Source organism: Tissierella sp. QWL-11 (genome assembly GCF_058683765.1).
Genome location: NZ_CM178750.1, coordinates 340,952 through 361,570, shown reverse-complemented (window position 1 = coordinate 361,570; position 20,619 = coordinate 340,952). Strand labels below are relative to the sequence as shown.

The 20,619-nt window shown below is 33.1% G+C and carries 6 protein-coding genes and 1 riboswitch; all 6 genes read right to left on the bottom strand.

The genetic code is table 11. The features are described 5' to 3' along the window. Positions 1-15: 15 nt before the first annotated feature. The gene (locus AC4PG3_RS01660) at positions 16-6,429 is read right to left on the bottom strand and encodes an InlB B-repeat-containing protein (protein ID WP_492197348.1); all 6,414 of its coding nucleotides are present in this window, start codon (positions 6,427-6,429) and stop codon (positions 16-18) included. 180 nt (positions 6,430-6,609) lie between these two features. Further along, positions 6,610-9,333, bottom strand: coding sequence for an ATP-binding cassette domain-containing protein (locus AC4PG3_RS01655; RefSeq protein ID WP_492197347.1), 2,724 nt, complete (start codon positions 9,331-9,333; stop codon positions 6,610-6,612). Further along, positions 9,306-10,196 (bottom strand): energy-coupling factor transporter transmembrane component T, encoded by an 891-nt coding sequence (locus tag AC4PG3_RS01650; protein ID WP_492197346.1) that lies wholly within the window; start codon positions 10,194-10,196, stop codon positions 9,306-9,308. Before AC4PG3_RS01650 ends, AC4PG3_RS01655 begins: the two co-directional genes overlap by 28 nt. Before the next feature lie 3 nt (positions 10,197-10,199). Next, on the bottom strand, positions 10,200-11,180 hold the full coding sequence (locus AC4PG3_RS01645; RefSeq protein WP_492197345.1) for a DUF4430 domain-containing protein: 981 nt from the start codon (positions 11,178-11,180) through the stop codon (positions 10,200-10,202). Between the two features lie 15 nt (positions 11,181-11,195). Beyond that, positions 11,196-12,863 (bottom strand): S-layer homology domain-containing protein, encoded by a 1,668-nt coding sequence (locus AC4PG3_RS01640; protein ID WP_492197344.1) that lies wholly within the window; start codon positions 12,861-12,863, stop codon positions 11,196-11,198. A 140-nt stretch (positions 12,864-13,003) separates the two neighbouring features. After that, positions 13,004-13,179: riboswitch (cobalamin riboswitch) on the bottom strand. Positions 13,180-13,378: 199 nt separating this feature from the next. Continuing rightward, a complete protein-coding gene (locus tag AC4PG3_RS01635; protein ID WP_492197343.1) occupies positions 13,379-20,428 on the bottom strand; it encodes an InlB B-repeat-containing protein in 7,050 nt (2,349 codons plus the stop codon). Positions 20,429-20,619: the final 191 nt, after the last annotated feature.

Here is a 20,619-nt window from a genome sequence, read left to right as displayed (position 1 = left end):
ATTCATATAAATAGACTATTTATTTGTACTTTTTCTTTTCTTCCCTATGAATCTAATAGAAGCAATTAGTATATTTATACCTATAAATGCTATTGCAACAATTATTGCCAATATAGGATTTTCTTTTACCTTTTCAGTAACTTTTTCTATAAATGAAATCTTTTGTTCCTCTTCAACTTCATCTGTTTCTTCTTCAGTTTCCTCAGGCTCTTTTAATGAAGCATCTATATCTTCTTTTTCTTCATCTGTTTCTTCTTCTTGCATATCTTCTTTTTCAGTTTCTTCTGTTTCTTCCTCTATATCAGCTGCTACTATATCTTGTATATCCTCTTCTTCTACATCTTCAATATTAGTTACTACTAATTGTTCTTCTTTAACATCTTCTTCTTTCTTTTCTGTCACATCTACTTCATTGTCTTCCAATTCATTATTGGAAATATTTCCTGCTTCATCATCTTCATTGATTATATCTTCAACAGCATCATCACCTTGAGATTCACCAGTTTCTGTACCAATTCCACTTCCTTTACCTGAACCTTCTCCTTTGCCTGTTCCATCTCCTTTGCCTGTTCCATGGCCTGAGCCTGAACCGTCACCTGAGCCACTTCCTGAACCACCACCTGAACCTTCTCCATCACCTGGTTCTTCACCTTCTCCATCACTTGGTTCCTCTGGTTCTTGTGGTTCTTCTGGTTTTTCTGGTTCAACTGGTGCGCTATCTTTAGCAAATTCTGCATCAGCATTCCCATCTCCTATAATAGTTATTATCTTTCCATCTTCTAATTGAATTGGATCTCCATCATCAAAAGTTAATTCCAAATGTTCCAATGGATATTTATAATCATTTTCTCCATTTTCATCTTTAAATTCATTCAAATCTACCTTTACTTTATAGTCTGAGCCAATCTCTACAAATACAGGAGAATCATCTGTTAATACTAAAGGATCTTCTCCATCTTTAATTAAACTTATAGTACCCTTATCTTTATCTCCTTCACTAGTCTCTAGCTCTATTTTCGAATAATGAGGTGTGCCTAAATCTGGTAATCCTCTCTCCTTATTTAATGTCCATTGTTTATCTTTTCCATTTCCAACATCTAATAGATAACTTACTTCTCCGCTGCCAAATTGTCCTTTAGTTTTTCTAAAGACACCTTCTCCATCATTGACATCTGTTATAGATTCATCTGGCGAACCATAGTAGCAGCTTTCTACATCATCACTTTCTTTAGTTGTAATGGCTGATAGCTCACCACCCTTAAGCTTGTTTCCATACCAATAGGAGTTCTTAATATTAGATGTTCCTGTTGATATCCCTGCTACTTCTCCGCCATTTATAGCTTCTACATCTCCTAGAGAATATGAATTTTCTATAAGCTTAATATTAGATCCTGCGATACCACCAATTCCTGATACCCAACCTGATCCACTTTCAGCAATTATATTTCCTTCATTTATACAGTTTGATAGTATGGTTTCACCACCATCATAACCTGTAATACCTCCTACTGCAGTACCAACAATTTCTAAATCAGCACGGTTATGGCAAGCCTCAACCCTATAGCAAGATTGTCCAGTAATTCCACCAAATTGGGTACCTTCGCCTTTTATAATAGTTCCCTTTTCAGTTTCACAGTTTACTATGGCTCCCTTACCAGATGCACTTGCCATAGCACCTACTATTCCTCCTGAAAAACCCATTCCTTGGCCTCCCCATGGACTAGATGCAATTGCTGTAATCTCACTGTCTGTTAGTAATTTACAATTTTCTATCACTCCAAACTTTGATAATCCTACTATACCACCCAAATATACTTGTCCATCTGTATCAGCCTTCATATGAACTTTTGCCTTACAATTTTCAACGATTCCAAAGTTTCCTGCTACAATTCCACCTACAGTCTGCTTAAAGGCGGTATCATCTCTATTTATTTGATCTATTTCAGAATGACAATCCCTAATACATCCATAGCTATAAGCACATACTCCACCAAAACTTTGTCTATTAGGATTAGATGACATCTTTCCGTAAATCTTTAGATTTTTTATTTCTCCTTTTGTACCAAGACAACCAAATAATGAATATAGCTGCTCAGATTGCAATTTTATTCTATTATTTTTCCCATTAAAAGTTCCTTCAAATACAATAGAACTACCACTAGGTTCCTGTTTTCTAACTTGATTTGGACGATATATATGCACATGATAACCTATTGCTTCCCAAGTAGTATCTAAATCATTTAAATCTATATCTTTGCCCAATTCAAAGGTATAACCTTCATAAGTATTTCCTACATTTACCCTATCCGCTAGAAACTTTAACTCCTCTGCTGTTTCAAATGAAAAGCCATCTACAAGACCATCTTTTTCTTCCCATTGTGCATATAATTTTAAATTACTATCAACACTTCTAGAAAAATCCCATTCTTCTCCTTCTGTCTTTTCTGTAGACCAACCTTTAAATTCATATTCCAATAATCTATTATTACTAGTCCTACTTGGATCAAAAGGTCTATTTATAGTTTCTCCCTTTTTCACTTTAACAGGAGATGGAGTTTCACTTCCACTTTCTCCTTCCGGAATATTTAAATCAAATTCAACTAAGAACTCACCTTCATTTTTCCATCTAGCTTCTAAAGTTAAATCTTGCAATACAGCTGAACTAAAGTTATAAGGATTGTCATCTAAATACCAATTATCAAATACTTTACCTTCTTTTTTTGGATCTTCTGGCTTTTTAACTTTAGACCCTGATATAACTTTCTCCTCTTTATATTTTTCATTATTCTGCATAAAAATAACGGTAAATTCCTGTTCTAAAGGCTTTTCAATAAATTCTATATATATATGAACATCTTCTTCTTGCATTTTAAAACTATAATTATCTTTGTTGATATTTAAATTGTAAAAATTACCTTTTTTGTCAGTAACATCAATTTCCTTTAGTATATAGCCTTGATTTGACATGGCTTTAATAGTTATAACTTCATCTCCATTACCATATTCTTTAGATCGATCTACAATCCCATTGCTATATCCTTTTACATCCATACCTATTTTATATACTGGCTTTCCTGATAAAACTGGATATGCTGAACCTTGACTCCATATATATTTTCTACTACCCTTTGACCTTTGATCTAAGAAATATGCTACTTCTCCACTTCTAAATTTCTCTCTACTTTTAGCCCTTAAATCACTATCTATATCACTAGGATCTTGAACACTATCTACTAAATAATAATTATTTTTATTCTTATCTATATATCCAGCTCCTATAATAGCCCCTGAACCATTGGGAAGTGCACCATAATTATAGGAATCCATTACATAAGTGGAGTTTACTTCTATAGTAGTATCTCTTGGTTTATAATTTTCTCCAGAGATGCCGCCTACTTTTCCAGATGAGCTTTCAATATTTCCTATATTAAATGAATCTTTTATATATGAAGATTTTGGTAAGTATGCGACAATACCTCCAATATTCCCTTGACCTACAATATCTCCTTCATTATAAGTTTTTTCAATATTCAATCCTGATATTAAAAACCCACTTTTACCTCCTATTATTCCTCCTATGTTTTTACCGCTGATATGCCCTGTATTATAGGATCTAGTCACCTTACTTTTTCCTGATGTGCTTCCTTTAGCTATACCAACTAATCCTCCTATAGAAGTGCTACCTTCTATCTCCCCTATATTATAGGAGTTCTCAATAGATTTAAATCTTTCACTAAATACACCTACTAAACCACCAATATTGTTATCTCCTGATATGCTTTTTGTATTATAGCTATTTTTTATAATACTTCCTTCTCCAGCTTCCCCAACTAATCCGCCAATATTGTCACTTGTTCCTGCTATTTCAACATTATTTTTACTATATTTAACAATTAAATTGTCATTAGCTTTACCTATTAACCCGCCTAGACTATTTTCTCCTTCTATCTTTCCTTTATTAGTAACACTCTCTAATTTTGTACTGTCGTTTGACTCTCCTATGATTCCACCAGTATTGTCCCCATTTCCTATGGGGCCTTCATTTGTAGAATCAGTGATACCAACATTATCGTTTGCTTTACCTACTAAGCCACCAATATCCTTTGTACCATTAACTTTTCCTGTATTTATTGAGCTTGATATATTGCTGTCTGTACCAATATCTCCTACTAGTCCGCCAACATTTTCTTTTCCATTAATGTGTTCTTGATTTTCTGAATCATGTAGTTTGAATTTGCTACTTGTGGAGCCTACAATTCCACCTATATTATTACGACCTTTTACTTTTCCTTTGTTTATAGTAGAAGATATTTTCACTTCGTCTCCTGCGTCTCCTACTACACCACCTACATTTTCTTCTCCTTCTACTTCAATATTAGATTTTATATTATTTATATTTGAACTATCTCCTGCATACCCTACTAATCCACCTACATTTTTATTTCCTTTAACTTCTCCTTCAACTATTAAGTTTTCTATAGTTGCTTCTTTTATATTTCCAAATAGGCCTACAAAATCTTCATCTTTTTTATTTATGGATAAACCTACTATCTTATAATATTTTTCTGAACTTATATCCTCTCCTTCGCTTGGAGCTTCTGTTTCCTCTCCTTCGCTTGGAGCTTCTGTGTCTTCTCCTTCGCTTGGAGTTTCTACTTCTTCTCCTTCACTTGGTTTTGAATGTTTTACTTCTGCTGCAAAAATACTCCCACTAAAAGCTTTATCCTTATTCCCTATAGGTATCCAAGGATTAATCTTACTTAAATCTATATTCTCTGCTATTTCAAAATAACAGTCCTTATAATCTTTACCAAAGTTCACCTTCTCTGCTAATTCAGCTAATGTTTCTCCATCTTTAAATTGAAAAGGCTCTGTTTTTGTCCCTTTTTCAAATAAATCTTCTATATCCCATTGTGCATATAGATTTAATACTAAATTATTATCTTCAATCTGAACTTCCTCTAATTCATTTAAAGAGTCCATTACTTTATTTTTTTCAAAATCCCACAGTTCATTATTTTTTTCTATATCTTCCTTTATAGACCAACCTTTAAAGATATATTTGTCAGATTTTCTACCATTATATTCTAAGATTATATTTGGATCCTCTATTAAAGCATCTTCTGTGATCTCTATATTTTGTTCCTCTGGTAATTCTTCTATAGAAACATTTTTTCCTAAATTACCATCAAATTTTACTATTATCTCTGTTATTTCTTCCTCTATCCAACCAGCATAAAGTGTAATCTCTTCTGCTAATATAGTTTCCATATCAAACTTTTCAGTACACTCTTCATCTATAAACCAACCATTGAACTTATAGCTTATAAATATATTTCCTTCCCTTTTGGTTTCTCTATACAAGTCTTGGAAAATAGGATCTATATCTTCATCTTCAATTTTAGAGTTTTCCTTAATTTCTAATACCCTTATATTTTCCTTTTCTTCCTCATCTGAAAAAACTCCACCATTACCATCAAATGATACCTTTATATCTTTAAGTACTCTCTCAAATTCAGCAGTTATTATTGCTGTTTCCTCTTCTGTAATAATAAATCTATATATATTTTCATCATTTAGTTCCAATTCTTGTAATACATCGCCTACTTTTATAGAAACACTCTTTACTATATATCCATCTCTAGGATTTACTTGAAACTGTACTTCATTATCTACTTCATCTTCTTTTTCTAATAATTTTATTGAACCCTGCTCTTCATTTATTTCAAATTCAATCTTTTTACTATCTTCTACAGGTATTGTAGGAACAACTTCTGGATCCTCAGGAATTACTGGATTTTCTGGTATCTCTGATTGCCCTGGTACTTCTCCTTCACTTGGAGCTTCTGTGTCCTCTCCTTCGCTTGGTTCTTCTGTGTCCTCTCCTTCACTTGGAGCTTCTGTGTCCTCTCCTTCGCTTGGTTCTTCTGTGTCCTCTCCTTCACTTGGAGCTTCTGTGTCTTCTCCTTCGCTTGGTTCTTCTGTGTCTTCTCCTTCACTTGGTTCTTCTGTGTCCTCTCCTTCGCTTGGAGCTTCTGTGTCTTCTCCTTCACTTGGTTCTTCTGTGTCCTCTCCTTCGCTTGGAGTTTCTGTGTCCTCTCCTTCACTTGGAGTTTCTGTGTCTTCTCCTTCACTTGGTTCTTCTGTGTCCTCTCCTTCGCTTGGAGTTTCTGTGTCTTCTCCTTCACTTGGAGTTTCTGTGTCTTCTCCTTCGCTTGGAGTTTCTGTGTCTTCTCCTTCACTTGGTTCTTCTGTGTCCTCTACTTCGCTTGGTTCTTCAGAATCAGAACTATTTTCTTCTGTAGTAGTTTCACCCTCTATTTTACTATTATCTGCATATACAGAAATAGTAAATATCGGGGATATAATCTGAGTCATCAACATAGTTAAACAAACTATTAAACTTATGACCCTACCTTTATTTTTCATAATATATCTCTCCTTTTAATTTCTATTATGGAACCCAAATAGGTAAGGTACATAAGAATACATTCAAATTTATTAGTTGCGGTAATAAATTTGAAAATTATGTATCTGACTTATCCTAAATAGGCTTCACAGTGACCGACTCGTAAGGATTTTCACCTTTTCCATATCATATATTGAATTTTATTTTTCAACTAAACCATATTTTACTTTTATTCTATCCAATTTTTCCAACATAGGTTCTCCCATAATCATTAAAAAAAAGACAGTTGCTGCAGCATGTATCAAATCAAAGGGCACTCCTGTTACCCAAGATGTCACTATCATATTCCAGTTTATCTTAGACTGAAACATCAATACAGATGCTGGATTCATTATGCCACCATATATTAAAAATACAACAACACCACCAAAGATGGATAGGGAAACTTTATCTCTCCTTAAAAAACCCTTCCTAAATAGTACTCCAGCTAAAAAACCTATGATACCCATAGTAAACATCTGCCATGGGGTCCATGGTCCTTGGCTATATAGAATATTAGATAAAAACATAGTAACTGCACCCACTAAAAATCCACTTTCTGCACCAAAAGCCACTCCTGTGATTATAACAATTGCTGCAACAGGCTTAAACTGAGGAATCATAAAAAATGCAGCTCGTCCTGCTACTCCTATAGCACATAATACAGATATTATAACCAGTTCCCTAACTTGAGGGTCTCTACCTTCAAATATCATTATAAAAGGCATCATGACTTCCAATATTATTAAAAGAGAGATAAAATAATATTTCCTATCCCCCAAATAAAATACACCTATAAATATGGTTAAAGGAATACATAGTAATATTAAAATAGCTGCAGTAATAGTTCTTTCAGATAATTTCCTCTTGTCTTTAGGTGTTTGTATCACACTAGTAGGTACTTTTTCCCCTTTTTCAAATACAGATAAAAAAAACATAACTCCTGATACTACAAACATCAACATCATACCAACATATTTCCATTGTTCCTTTGCTGAATCAAATTTTATACTCTCTAAATCTCCAGTAAGTCCAGCCCAAGCAAAATCCGATATTATAGGAAAGCCTTTAATAGAAATAGCTAATAATAATAAAAATGATAATAAACCAAGAAATTTATTTTTATACCATATTTTTTTCTCCTTATTTTCTTCCTCTTTTAATTCTACTTCAAATAACTCATCTTCTGGCTCAAACTTAGTTTCTTCATCTAATTCTCCACCACAAGATAATATAACATCTTCAGCTGTAACAGCATCTTTTATTCTATGTCTAGCCATTCTATTGGCAGATGTAGTATAAAAACTATTCCCTGAAAAGAACTCCTTCGGCTCTCCTTCTGTAACTATATTGCCATCAAAAAATAAAGCACATCTAGAAGCATAGTTTGCACAAAACTCAATATCATGACTAACCATAACTATAGTAACCCCATTAGCTAAAAGATTTTTAAGTATATTAGCAAATTGTTGTTTGAATTCAGCATCTAAACCTTTAGTTGGTTCATCTAATAAAAGTATCTCTGGCTCTAATAATAGTACCTTCGCCAACGCTGCCTTTTGCTGTTCACCACCAGATAAATCATAAGGATGTCTTTCTAATAAATCATTTAAATCACATAAATGAGAAACTTTCCTGACTTTTAGTTTTTTTTCATTTTCAGAAATACTTTTCCCTTTAAAAATTTCATAGAGATCCTCTTTTACAGTCCCCTTTACAAATAAAGTTTGAGGATTTTGAGGCAATACACCTAATAATCCATTAAATTTTTGAGCATCTGGTATCTCATGTAAACCTTTACCTTTTATATAGGCACGTCCTCTATACGGTCTATTAATTCCAGATAAAAGAGATAGAGTAGTGCTTTTACCAGTTCCATTTCCACCTAATATAGCTAAAAACTCACCTTTTTTAACTTTCAAGGATACTCCTTTGACAACATCTCCAAATTCTTCCCCATATTTGAACCAAGCATCCTTTAGTTCCAAGACAATTTCACCATTACTCCTAAATCTAGTCTTATAATTGTCTTCTATATCTTTTACTTCTAAACCATTACTTATAAGCTTATCTAACCAAACTCTACCTTCCTTTACAGTTATGGGACACTCTAGACTATTATGTACACCAGCATAGATTCTCATGGGTACAGGCATAGCTAAAAACATCTTGTGATTATCTTTCTGTATCCTCTGTCCAACATCTTTAGGAACTCCATCTGCTATTATCTTCCCATTATCCATAACAATAAGCCTATTAGCTAAAGGTATTGCTTCTTCTAATCTATGTTCTGTCAATATAATAGTAGTTCCTAATTCTCTATTAATCTTCCCTACTGTAGCTAAAAATTCTGAAGCTGCTATAGGATCTAATTGACTTGTTGGTTCATCTAAGATCAATACAGATGGTTGCATAGCCATTATTCCAGCTAAATTTAATAACTGCTTTTGTCCACCAGATAGCTCATTTACATCTTTGTAAAACCAATTTTGTATTCCAAAAAAAGATGCCATCTCTGAAACTCTAAGTCTAATAGTAGGAGTATCGTATCCTAAGCTTTCTAGACCAAAAGCCAATTCATGCCAAACTTTATCCGTTACAATTTGATTATCAGGACTTTGCATCACAAATCCTATTCTTGAAGACTGTTCTCTAATATCTAGCTGGTCTAACAAAGTTCCTTCAAAATATATCTCACCAGTCTTAACACCATGGGGTGACAAAACAGTTTTAAGCTGTCCCAAAAGAGTAGTCTTTCCACATCCTGAAGGTCCACACAAAACAACAAACTCCCCACTTTTTATATCTAAATTAATATTGTTTAAAACTAAGTTTTCCATCTCAGGGTATGAAAAATTTAAACATTTAATTGAGTAGCTCTCCACTGCCTCTCCTCCTGTCTATTCACTATAATTGGTACAATACACAATATTATATATGCTATCCACAAGCTAATAGGAAATAATTCAAAAGTTCTTCCCTTCATAGTAGGAAAATATCTCCATCTAAATCCTCCAATTAATCCACCAATTAAAATATATGAACCTAGCAAAGAAATCGATATAATCGCCAATTTATCTCTTATGTCAAATTTATATATAGAAAATGCAGTTCTACCTTCCAATCCATAGCCCCTACTTTTCATACTATCAGCAGTCTCTATAGAGTTTTCCAAAGCCCAAGTAATCATTATTGATAATATAGTTAATCCATGCCTTATTCTTTCAAATATACTGCCATTTGATATATCTCTTCCGATACATCTTTGAGCATGAGATACAAGCTTTATCTGAGACTTAAATTTTGGTACGAATCTTAAAGCCATAGATAGAACCAAGGACATACTAGGTATAATCCTACCAAACAAATATACAAATTTATCAGATGTCATTATTTCGTTATAACAAGAAAACCAACAAATCACAGTAGCTAACATAGTAGAAGCAGCTAGTCCATAGACTATAGACTCTAAAGTCAAAGGATTTCCTGTATGTAAATAGGTAATTATAGTTGCACCCTCGTGATTAAAAGCTGGATTAATTAAAGATGTAACCAACATAGTTGGAAGAAGAAATGCAAAATTAAATCTAATTGCTTTCTTCCCCTTTAACTCTGTTGAATAAATCAAAGAACAAATTAAAGATATCAATAGGCATATAGGATGCATAAATACCATGGAAAATCCAAGTACAAAACCAAAATATAAAAAATTTACAACTGGATGATATCTAGAAAATGCATCCTTCATCTGTTACTCTCCTCCTATAGATGAAAACCCTCCAACATCTACACCTAAATCACATGTATAAACCCACTCGACTATATCGCCTTCCTTAAGACCATATCTTGAGCATCCATAGTTTGGAAACCAATTATTGACCTTATACATCCAACCTGAAAGTTCTCCACAATCAAATTCATATAAATTGTTTATGCCTTCAATATAAGCTGAGTTATACATAGGGGTATTAGAAAATTCCATGTGAATTTTTGCTTTTTTCATTTCCCTTAAAAGCAAATTAAATACGCTTTCACCTTCATAAAATTTTACTTTTTTAGTAGCAAAGATTACACCATCTTCTGGAACCAATTCTATTTTTTCAGGATCAAGCCAATCCATATTATCTAAAATAGTATCGCATCTCACAGATAAGGTACAATATCCTTCAACATCTGTAATTTCAGTGTTTTGTGGCTCTATGGGTACCGGTTTTCCATCTGGAACAGGATCAGTTAAGTATTTATCTTTACCAGTTTTATCATCAATAGACATACCCATGGATTCAGAATAGGACTTAGAGCCTTTTTCCACGCCTGGTGACGAATCTCCGGCTATCTTTTTTGCAAGTTCTATCTTTTCATTTGCAGATAATCCCCCTTCAGTTCCACCTGGTCTAGATTTTAAATCTTTTTCTTCTTTATCTTTCACCTTTTCATCTACTACTTCTTTTATTTCATCAAGTTTTTCTTCTTCTGTTTCTTCTTTTTCTTCTGGCTCTTCTCGTTCTTCTTTTTCTTCTGGTGCTTTTTTTCCTTCAGATTCTTCTAAAGTTTCTTCTTCGAGAGCATCCTCATCTTCTAAAACCACATCACTTTCATTTCCAGAAGGTTCTGGATTTGCATTCCAACCTTGTAATCCTGGTGCACCACCGCCATACCAATAAGCAAACAATAATATTGCCAAAATTATAATTGAAATAGTTATTTTTTTTCTATTAATTTTAAATTTCATAAAAACCACCTTATTCTATAGTAAATCAGCCTTTCCTAGCATATTGAATATCATTTGTGAAATTTCTCCACGATTGATAATCTTTTTAGGTTCTATAGACATACTAGAATCATCTAAAATATTTTCATTATAGCAAAATGCTAAAGATGGCATAGCCCAACTATCTACTGTTACATAATCTTCAAACTGAGCCAAAACATCTCTAGTACTGCCCTTATTCATCTGAACATACATACCTGCCAACTTTGCAGCACGAGCCAACATAGCTGCAGCCTCTTGCTTATTAATAGTAGCATTCGGTCTAAATTCATCTTTAGAAATACCATTTACTATACCATATCTATTAGCAGTAGCTACATAATCATAAAACCAATTCGAACTATTTACATCTTTAAATATATCTTCACCTTTTGATTCAATACCTAAAGCTCTAACTACTATAGTGGCAAATTCTGCCCTAGTCATATTCGCATTAGGTTCAAATTTATCTTCAGTCTTACCATTTATAATAAGTCTTGAAGCTAAAGATTCAATTGCAACTTGATGTTTATGAGCATTTACGCCTGTTATATCTTCAAAGGTAGTCCCTGGTTTTGCTATAGGCATTATATTTATGTCTTCGTGCTTATTTTCTAAACCCTTAATGGTTTTCTTAATTGGAGCTTCTCCTATGTCTTTGACATCACTCATACGATATAGGCTGTTTCTTCCATCTCTAGCCCTTTGAGCAGCCACTACACCATAGAACCCTTGTTCACTAGCCATTTGATTAGAGCCTGTTCCATTATGTGTGTGTAAAAAACCATTTCCCTCTCTATAATAAGTAAGTAAATTATCTAAAAGGGTATTTCCATTTTTAACAAATCTTTCATCTTCTAAATGAATTCCCAATTCAGCAAGGGCAACTATAATTTGTACGCAACTTTCAGAGTTTTCAGAACCCCAACTAAAATATCCTCCCTCTTCCCCTTGTTGTTTAGACATACATTCAAGAGCTTCTTCAGTAGCTTTCTTTACTTCAGGTATATCCTGATATTTTGCCAAAGCCTGCAAAGCCATTCCAGTTATATCAGGATCAGACTTTTCATTAACGCTGGCTGATGCAGTACCACCAAACAAAGACCATCCACCATCTGATAATTGACACTCTAAAATTCTATTAATATACATATCTCTAGTCGCTTGAGTCTCTGCTTCAGGATTTTCAGGTATAGGATAATCTCCAGAATCTAAAGCTATCAATGCCCAGATAGGACCATTTAATCCTTGCCAAATAGTTTTATCATAATCTCCTAATGGTTTAAGAAGATTATATCCATCTACATTGCTAGGATCTTTACCTATAGAAGTCAAAGCCACTATCAATCTGGAATATTCCGTGTACTTCTTATCATGTAAATCTCCATCTAATGATTTGACATAATCCTCGACTGTGGAATAATACTTATGATAATACTCATTAGGTATTTCGTATCCAGATCTTGCTAATCCTAAAACAGCCCATTCTCCACCAATAGAGCCCACTTGGGGACTAGATACCTCTTTGTACATAAACTGAGCAGTGTTTTCCACCACCTCATTAAGTCTTTCATCGCTAACAACAGCAAAAGACTCAGTGTTCATTCCAGTTATTAATAATAGAACAACTAATAATAAAATGCTTACTCCTCTAAACCTTTTCATCGAATTCCTCCTCTATTAAATAAAATCACAAAAAAACATCTATATTCCATGGAATATAGATGTCATTTACTTATGTAAATTAAATGTTTGTGTTGAAATTGAACGACTCTATAGTAGTTATTCTATATCCAGGAAAATAACTATACTAAAATGTTTAAGTATGTATTCTGACTTAGCTTCATAGTTCCCTCCGCCTTCCCTTTAAGTGGCATTTGAAGTTTACTCCGCATCACAGTAACCGGTTTGTTCAGGATTTACACCTGATTCCATCTCTTAAGCATAATGTAGTATTAAATTGTAAATCTATTCTATCAACAATTATATACAATTTTAAATATATTTCAAGGTTTATTTTCATAAATATAAAAAACTCATCAAACATTACCAAGTGCTACAATTAAATCTTTTTCAAACTTTTCATCTACAAAAAAAGAGACAATATCTCTCAATATCATCTCTTTTAATAGACTAGAAAACCAAATAACATTTAACTTAGCTTATAGCCTTGAATATTCCTATTCATTTGTATCTTTTCTTTTTTTTCCTATAAATCTAATAGAAGCAATTAGTATATTTATACCTATAAATGCTACTGCAACAATTGCTGCCAATATAGGATTTTCTTTTACCTTTTCAGTAACTTTTTCTATAAATGAAATCTTTTGTTCCTCTTCAACTTCATCTGTTTCTTCTTCAGTTTCCTCAGGCTCTTTTAATGAAGCATCTATGTCTTCTATTTCTTCATCTGTTTCTTCTTCTTGTGTATCTTCTTTTTCAGTTTCTTCTGTTTCTTCTTCTATATCAGCTGCTACTATATCTTGTATATCCTCTTCTTCTACATCTTCAATATTAGTTGCTACTAATTGTTCTTCTTTAACATCTTCTTCTTTCTTTTCTGTCGCATCTACTTCATTGTCTTCTAATTCATTATTGGAGATATTTCCGGATTCATCATCTTCATTGATTATATCTTCAACAGCATCATCACCTTGAGATTCACCAGTTTCTATGCCAGTTCCACTTCCTTTACCTGAGCCTTCTCCTTTGCCCGTTCCATTTCCTTTGCCTTTTCCGTGGCCTGAGCCTGAACCGTCACCTGAGCCACTTCCTGAGCCACCGCCTGAACCTTCTCCATCACCTGGTTCTTCACCTTCTCCATCACTTGGTTCTTCTGGTTCCTCTGGTTCTTGTGGCTCTTCTGGTTCTTCTGGTTTCTCTTCTTTGTCTATGTGGGAAAGATCTTGTTCTTGCTCAACTTCAGTTTTTCCATCTTTGTTAACTGTTATTGTTTTTCCATCATCTAAAGTAATTACCTCTTCATTATCCCCACTGCCTAAAATTATTTCTATTTGATCAAAATCATATCCTAATTCTTTTCCATCCTCATCAATTTCTTTAACATTTATTTTTATATCTACTTTATAATCTTTATCCTTTTTAACAAAAGTACTTTCTCCTGATTTTAACTCTACTTTTTCTCCATTTCTCTCATCAACAAGATTTACACTTCCTTTTTCTTCATCAAAATCACTTACTTCTATCTTCACATAATAATTTTGTCCAAAATGTGGCAATTTTGTATGTGGGTCAACACCCCAAAGAGGCTTTTCTCTTTGCACTCCTTTATTATTATTTAAATAATATGCAACTTCACCATTTTCAAATTGCTCCCTACTTACCTTTTTAGTTCCAGTATAATTTATAGGAGCTCCTACTTTAGTAGAATTCATCTCTGAATTTTCATTAGGATCTGTTACTTCTTCATCATCTGAGCCATAATAAGAGTTTTCCACATCTCCATATTCTGAAGATGTTATACCATATTTTTTACTCCCTACTAAGTCTCCATAAAAATAAGTGTTTTTTACAAGAGCAGCATCTGGAGCTATTCCATGAGCTGTACCATTATCTGTTGCTACAACTTTTCCTAAAGAATAACTATCTATTATTTCCTCTACATAACCCATACCCCAGCCATCAGCTCCACCAGATATTCCTCCAACACCTTTAACCCAATTCCAGCCACCCTCTCCTGACTCTCCATATATGTCTCCTTCATTGACACATCTTTCTATAATTGTAGATTCTCCATCATAATCAAAACCTACTATACCACCAACTCCAGGCGCAGTAATATATATATCTGCTCCATTATAACAATCCATAATTCGTCCTTTTGAATTTCCTATTATTCCACCAACTATATGTGCATCTCCTTTTATTGTAACACCTTTCTCAACAGTAATATTTTTAAAGTAATCTCCATTACTTACCCTTCCAAAAACATTACCTATGGCTCCTCCTACACAAGCAATCGGAGAGCCAACAGAGGAAAATTCAAAATAGCTTCCGGATTTAATAGTTATATTTTCTACCTTTCCAGGTTGTGCTACTCCTGCCAAACCTCCCAATCCAACATGACTTCCAGCCTTAACTTTCATATAGGCCTTAACAGTGACATTATCTATATCTCCATAGTTTCCACCTACTAAACCTCCTGATAATTGACCGTAAGATACAGCATTCCTATCTTCTTGATCTAGTTCCACATCTACATTATTGATATCACCATAACTATATCCTGCCAAACCTCCAAAACTTCTTCTTTCAGGTTTTGCTGCCATTTTCCCATAAATCTTTAAATTTGTAATTTCACTATTTTTACCAATTGCACCTATAAAGGGATATAACTGTTCTGATTGTAAAGTCAATTTATATCCTTTTCCATCAAGGGTACCATCAAATACTATACTACCATTCTCTACCTTTTTACTACCATTTCCACCAGGTACATCTATCTGCTTATGTTTATGGTAACCTATGGCTTCCCATGGTTCTTCTAATTCATTTAAATCAATGTCGTTTCCTAAATAAAAAGTTTTTCCCTCATGGGTATCGTTAGCATTTACACTATCTGCCAAAGCTTTAAGCTCCTCAGCTGTTTCAAATACAAATTCATCAGGTATTTCAAATTTTTCTCCCCATTGAGCATATAAAGTCATATTATTTTCTACAGCATCAGAAAATTTCCATTCCTCTCCATCTGTTTTTTCTGTAAACCAGCCTTTGAATTCATATATTAACATTCTATTTGTACTTTCTCTTATTGGATCAACTGGTTTTGCAATAGTATTTCCTTTTTTAATCTTTACAGTTTCAATCTCTTTTGTTCCTTCTTGAGTTTCTGGAATATTAGTATCAAATCTAACTTCAACTTGATCTGCTTCTTGAAATTTAGCTTCCAGAACTAAATCTTGTAACACTGCATTTGTAAAATTATATTTTTCTTCTCCCAAATACCATCCAATAAAGCTTAATCCTTCTTTTTCAGGTTCTTCTGGTAGATTAACTCTCTTACCAGCTTTAACCTTTTCACTATGGTAGGTTTGTCCACCTACTTTAAAGTCAACAGTATACTCAGCTTCTATTGGCTGTTCAATAAATTCTACATATATTTTCACATCTTGTTCCTTCATATTAAAAGAATAATTATCTCCTGATATGATAATATCATAGTCATTATTTTTACTATCTTTGATATTTATAAATTTCAGAATATATCCATCTTTTGCTTTAGCATAGATTTCTACTTTATCTTTCCCATTAACGTATTGCTTATCAAATACAACATCACCATTACTAAATCCTTTAATATCTAAATCTACTTTATAGACTGCTTTGTTATCTTTATCTGAAAATACGGGATACTCATCACCTTGACTCCATAAACCTTTCCTAAGCCTATTTGCTTTTAAATCTAAAAAGTAAGCTACTTCTCCTAATTTAAACTCAGATTCACTTTTAGATTTCAAGCTATCTACATCATCATTTATATCAGATACACTTGAATCTAAATAGAAATTATTTTTGTTCTTATCTGTATACCCATCTCCAACAATTGCTCCGATTTTGCTTCCCTTTATTAAACCATAATTATAAGAATCCCTAATATAAGTTGAATTTACTTCAATATGAGAATTTTTATAGTAAACTTCACCTGCTATACCAGCTACTTTGTTTCCACCAGTAATTTTCCCTATATTGTAGGAATCTGTTATATAAGAAGCCTTTGGTAGGAATCCTACTAGTCCCCCTACATTGCTACCTCCAGATACATTTCCTTCATTATAACTTTTTTCAATATTTATACCAGTGACCTCTCCATATTTACCACCTAAAATACCTCCAGTATATTCTCCACCATCAATGTCCCCCGTATTATAGACCTTTGATATTTTACTTCTTTTATTTGTTTTATAATCTATTAAGCCAATTACTCCACCAATTTGTGTTCCTGTACCTGTAATATTACCTGTATTATATGAGTCTTTTATTTCCTTTATAGATGATTCTGAATATCCTAAAACTCCACCTATCTCTTTTTCTCCAGATATATCTCCTGCATTGGAAGAATCTTTTATTGTTAGAGCATTAGTACTTGATCCAACTATACCAGATACTTTTCTATCTCCAAATACTTTAGCCGTATTTCTTGAATACTCTACTACTGACTCCTCTTCTAAATGTCCTGCAATCCCGCCTACTTTTTTATCTCCGAGTATTTTATCGGAGTTGTTATTAACATCATATAGATTTACAGAGTTTCCAGATGAACCTACTATACCACCTATATTTTCATCTCCGGATACTTCTTCCATATTACTAGAATTTTTTACAGATGAATTTTCTCCTAAATATCCTACTATTCCAGCTACATTCTTCTTTCCTTTTACATTTTCTTCGTTTTTAGCATTTTTTATATTTACTTTGTCATCAGTAGAACCTATAATTCCACCTACATTTTCTTCACCAAATACTTTAACTCTAGATATTACATTGTCAAGTTTACTATCTTCTCCTACTGAACCTACTATACCGCCTACATAATTCTTCCCTTTCACATTTCCCTCAACTATTATATTTTCCAGTTTAGCATTTTTTATATGTCCAAATAATCCAACATAATCTTCATTAGTGTTTATATCTAATCCCACTATTTTATAATGATCATCACTAGACTCTATTTCCTTTTCTGATTCATCCTCTCCGTCTTCTTCCTTCTCTTTCTCTTCTTCAAATTTGGAGTCATTATCTAAACTTTCTTCTTCATTTAAAACTTCCTCTGAATCCTCCACCTTATTTTCCAAATCTTCTTCAGTAAATGAATTGTCTTCCTCTTTTTTATCTTCTTCTGATGTTTCTGGTACTTTCACTTTAACTTTTTCTGATTTAATATTTCCACTAAAGAAATTATCTTTATTTCCTATTGCTTTAAATTCTTTATTATTAGATAAGTCTATATTATCAACTATTGAAAAATATTTATCTTCATAGCTTTTTTGTTTGTTAACTTTCTTAGATAGTGCTACCAATGCATCTGCAGACTTTATCTCAAAAGGTTCTGCTTTAGTTCCTGTTTCAAATAAGTCTATTACATCCCATCTAGCATATAAATCTAAATAAGCTTTTCCATCTTTACCTATTAAAGCATATAAATTATCTTCCACTTTATCAGTTTCAAAATTCCAAAGCTTATCTTTTTCTTCTTCTATGTCTGTTAAAGCCCAGCCTTTTGAAGTATATTCATCAAAGTCTTTATCTATATATTTTATCTCTTCTGGTTCTTCTAATTCTATAGCATCTACTTTGAAAGTTTGATTCTTAGGAAGTTCTATCCCTTCATCATCTTTGAGGTTAGAATTAAATCTAATGTTTAACTCATCTGTTTCAGTAACTTTCCACCCAGCATAGATTTCCGTATCTTCTGTTAATTTAATATTTGGATCAAACTTTTCAGTGGCATCCTTGTCTAAAAACCAACCTTTAAAATCATAAATTTTAAATGATTCATCTATATCTATATTTCTATATATAGACTCTTCTAATTCATTTAATATTTCTACATTAGTATAATAGTCTGTTTTAAATTCATGTAATTCTTCTTCTTTATCTTCAATTACAAATTTACCACCATTTCCATGGATAGAAATATTTAACTCTTCTACAGATTCTGGCCTTTCCATAAATGTAATTTCTATTTCCATAGACTCCTCAGGTACTATGAATTCTAATACTTCTACACTATTTCCTTCAGCTATTATGTCTCCTTTTGAATCTTTAACTTTAACCTGTTCAACCATAAATCCAAGATCTGGATTTATCAAAAGTTTAGCTTCTTCTCCAGAAGATATTTTTCCTTTTAATTTATAGTCTCCGCCCTTAGATAAAGATTCTGTTATATTTATGTCTAAGTTTAATTTAGCAAATAAATTTAAAATATTCATATCTTCAAGACTTTCAAGATTATTTTCTATTTTATCTTCTTCAAAGTCCCAGAGTTTATCTGAATCTTTAAGTGTAAAACCTTGTATATTCTGATCTAATTCTTCTATTTCAATAGTTTCTCCCTTGGATATTACTCTATCATCAGGAAGAAAAATATCTATTTTAGAGTAATTATGAAATTTAACTTTTATCTCCTTAACATCTTCCCATTTAGGATATAATATTAAATTTTCTATCTCTTCTAATTCATCTATTTCAAGCTTAGTTTCCAAAGCTTCATCTTCATACCAACCTTCAAATACTGAAAAGAAAATATCTTCATCTGTTTCTTTTATCAGATTTTCACCTATTTTTTTTAATACTTCTTCTAGATTCTCTCTAGATACCTTTTCAGGTAATTCTCCTTTATAATCGGAATCTAATAATTCAAATTTCAATAAAATTTCATCCAATTCTTCAGGTATTTCTGGTTCTTCTTCTGGTTCCTCTTCTGGTTCCTCTTCTGGTTCTTCTTCTGGTTCCTCTTCTGGTTCTTCTTCTGGTTCCTCTTCTGGTTCCTCTTCTGGGTCTTCTTCTGGTTCTTCTTCTGGTTCCTCTTCTGGTTCTTCTTCTGGTTCCTCTTCTGGGTCTTCTTCTGGTTCCTCTTCTGGGTCTTCTTCTGGGTCTTCTTCTGGGTCTTCTTCTGGTTCCTCTTCTGGGTCTTCTTCTGGTTCCTCTTCTGGTTCTTCTTCTGGTTCTTCTTCTGGGTCTTCTTCTGGTTCTTCTTCTGGGTCTTCTTCTGGTTCCTCTTCTGGGTCTTCTTCTGGTTCCTCTTCTGGGTCTTCTTCTGGTTCCTCTTCTGGGTCTTCTTCTGGTTCTTCTTCTGGTTCCTCTTCTGGGTCTTCTTCTGGTTCCTCTTCTGGGTCTTCTTCTGGTTCCTCTTCTGGGTCTTCTTCTGGTTCCTCTTCTGGGTCTTCTTCTGGTTCCTCTGTCTCTTCTCCTTCCTCAACTGATTGCCCTTCTTCATTATCATTATTGTCTTTTAAATCGTCAGATTCAGTTTCAGCGTTTCCTTCTTTGCTTGTCCCTTCTTTGTCTAATTCTGAATCTGCATTGTCTTGTTTCCCATGGTCATCACTTGCTGAGTTCCCTAATTCAGAATAATCATTTTCTGAATTAGTATCTACTTCTTCTGTAATTCCCTGTGCACTAGCTATAGTGGTATAATAAGGTGCTGCCATTTGAGCATTTAAAATACCAATACACACTGCTAAACTTATAGCTTTACCCTTGTTCTTCATCAAACTCCTCCTCTAAAGTAATCTAATTTGACATTAGATTCTTTTGCATGCTTTGCATTCCCCTCTATTAAATAAAATCATTAAAAAACACCTATATTCCATGGAATATAGATGTCATTTACTTATGTAAATTAAAAGTTTATGTTTAAATTGCACGACTCTATAGTAGTTATTCTATATCCAGGAAAATA

Bases quoted from the DNA above. Each gene is read 5' to 3' on its own strand.
- AC4PG3_RS01640 (WP_492197344.1), bottom strand. From the start codon at position 12,863: ATGAAAAGGTTTAGAGGAGTAAGCATTTTATTATTAGTTGTTCTATTA.
- AC4PG3_RS01650 (WP_492197346.1), bottom strand. From the start codon at position 10,196: ATGAAGGATGCATTTTCTAGATATCATCCAGTTGTAAATTTTTTATAT.
- AC4PG3_RS01635 (WP_492197343.1), bottom strand. From the start codon at position 20,428: ATGAAGAACAAGGGTAAAGCTATAAGTTTAGCAGTGTGTATTGGTATT.
- AC4PG3_RS01660 (WP_492197348.1), bottom strand. From the start codon at position 6,429: ATGAAAAATAAAGGTAGGGTCATAAGTTTAATAGTTTGTTTAACTATG.
- AC4PG3_RS01645 (WP_492197345.1), bottom strand. From the start codon at position 11,180: ATGAAATTTAAAATTAATAGAAAAAAAATAACTATTTCAATTATAATT.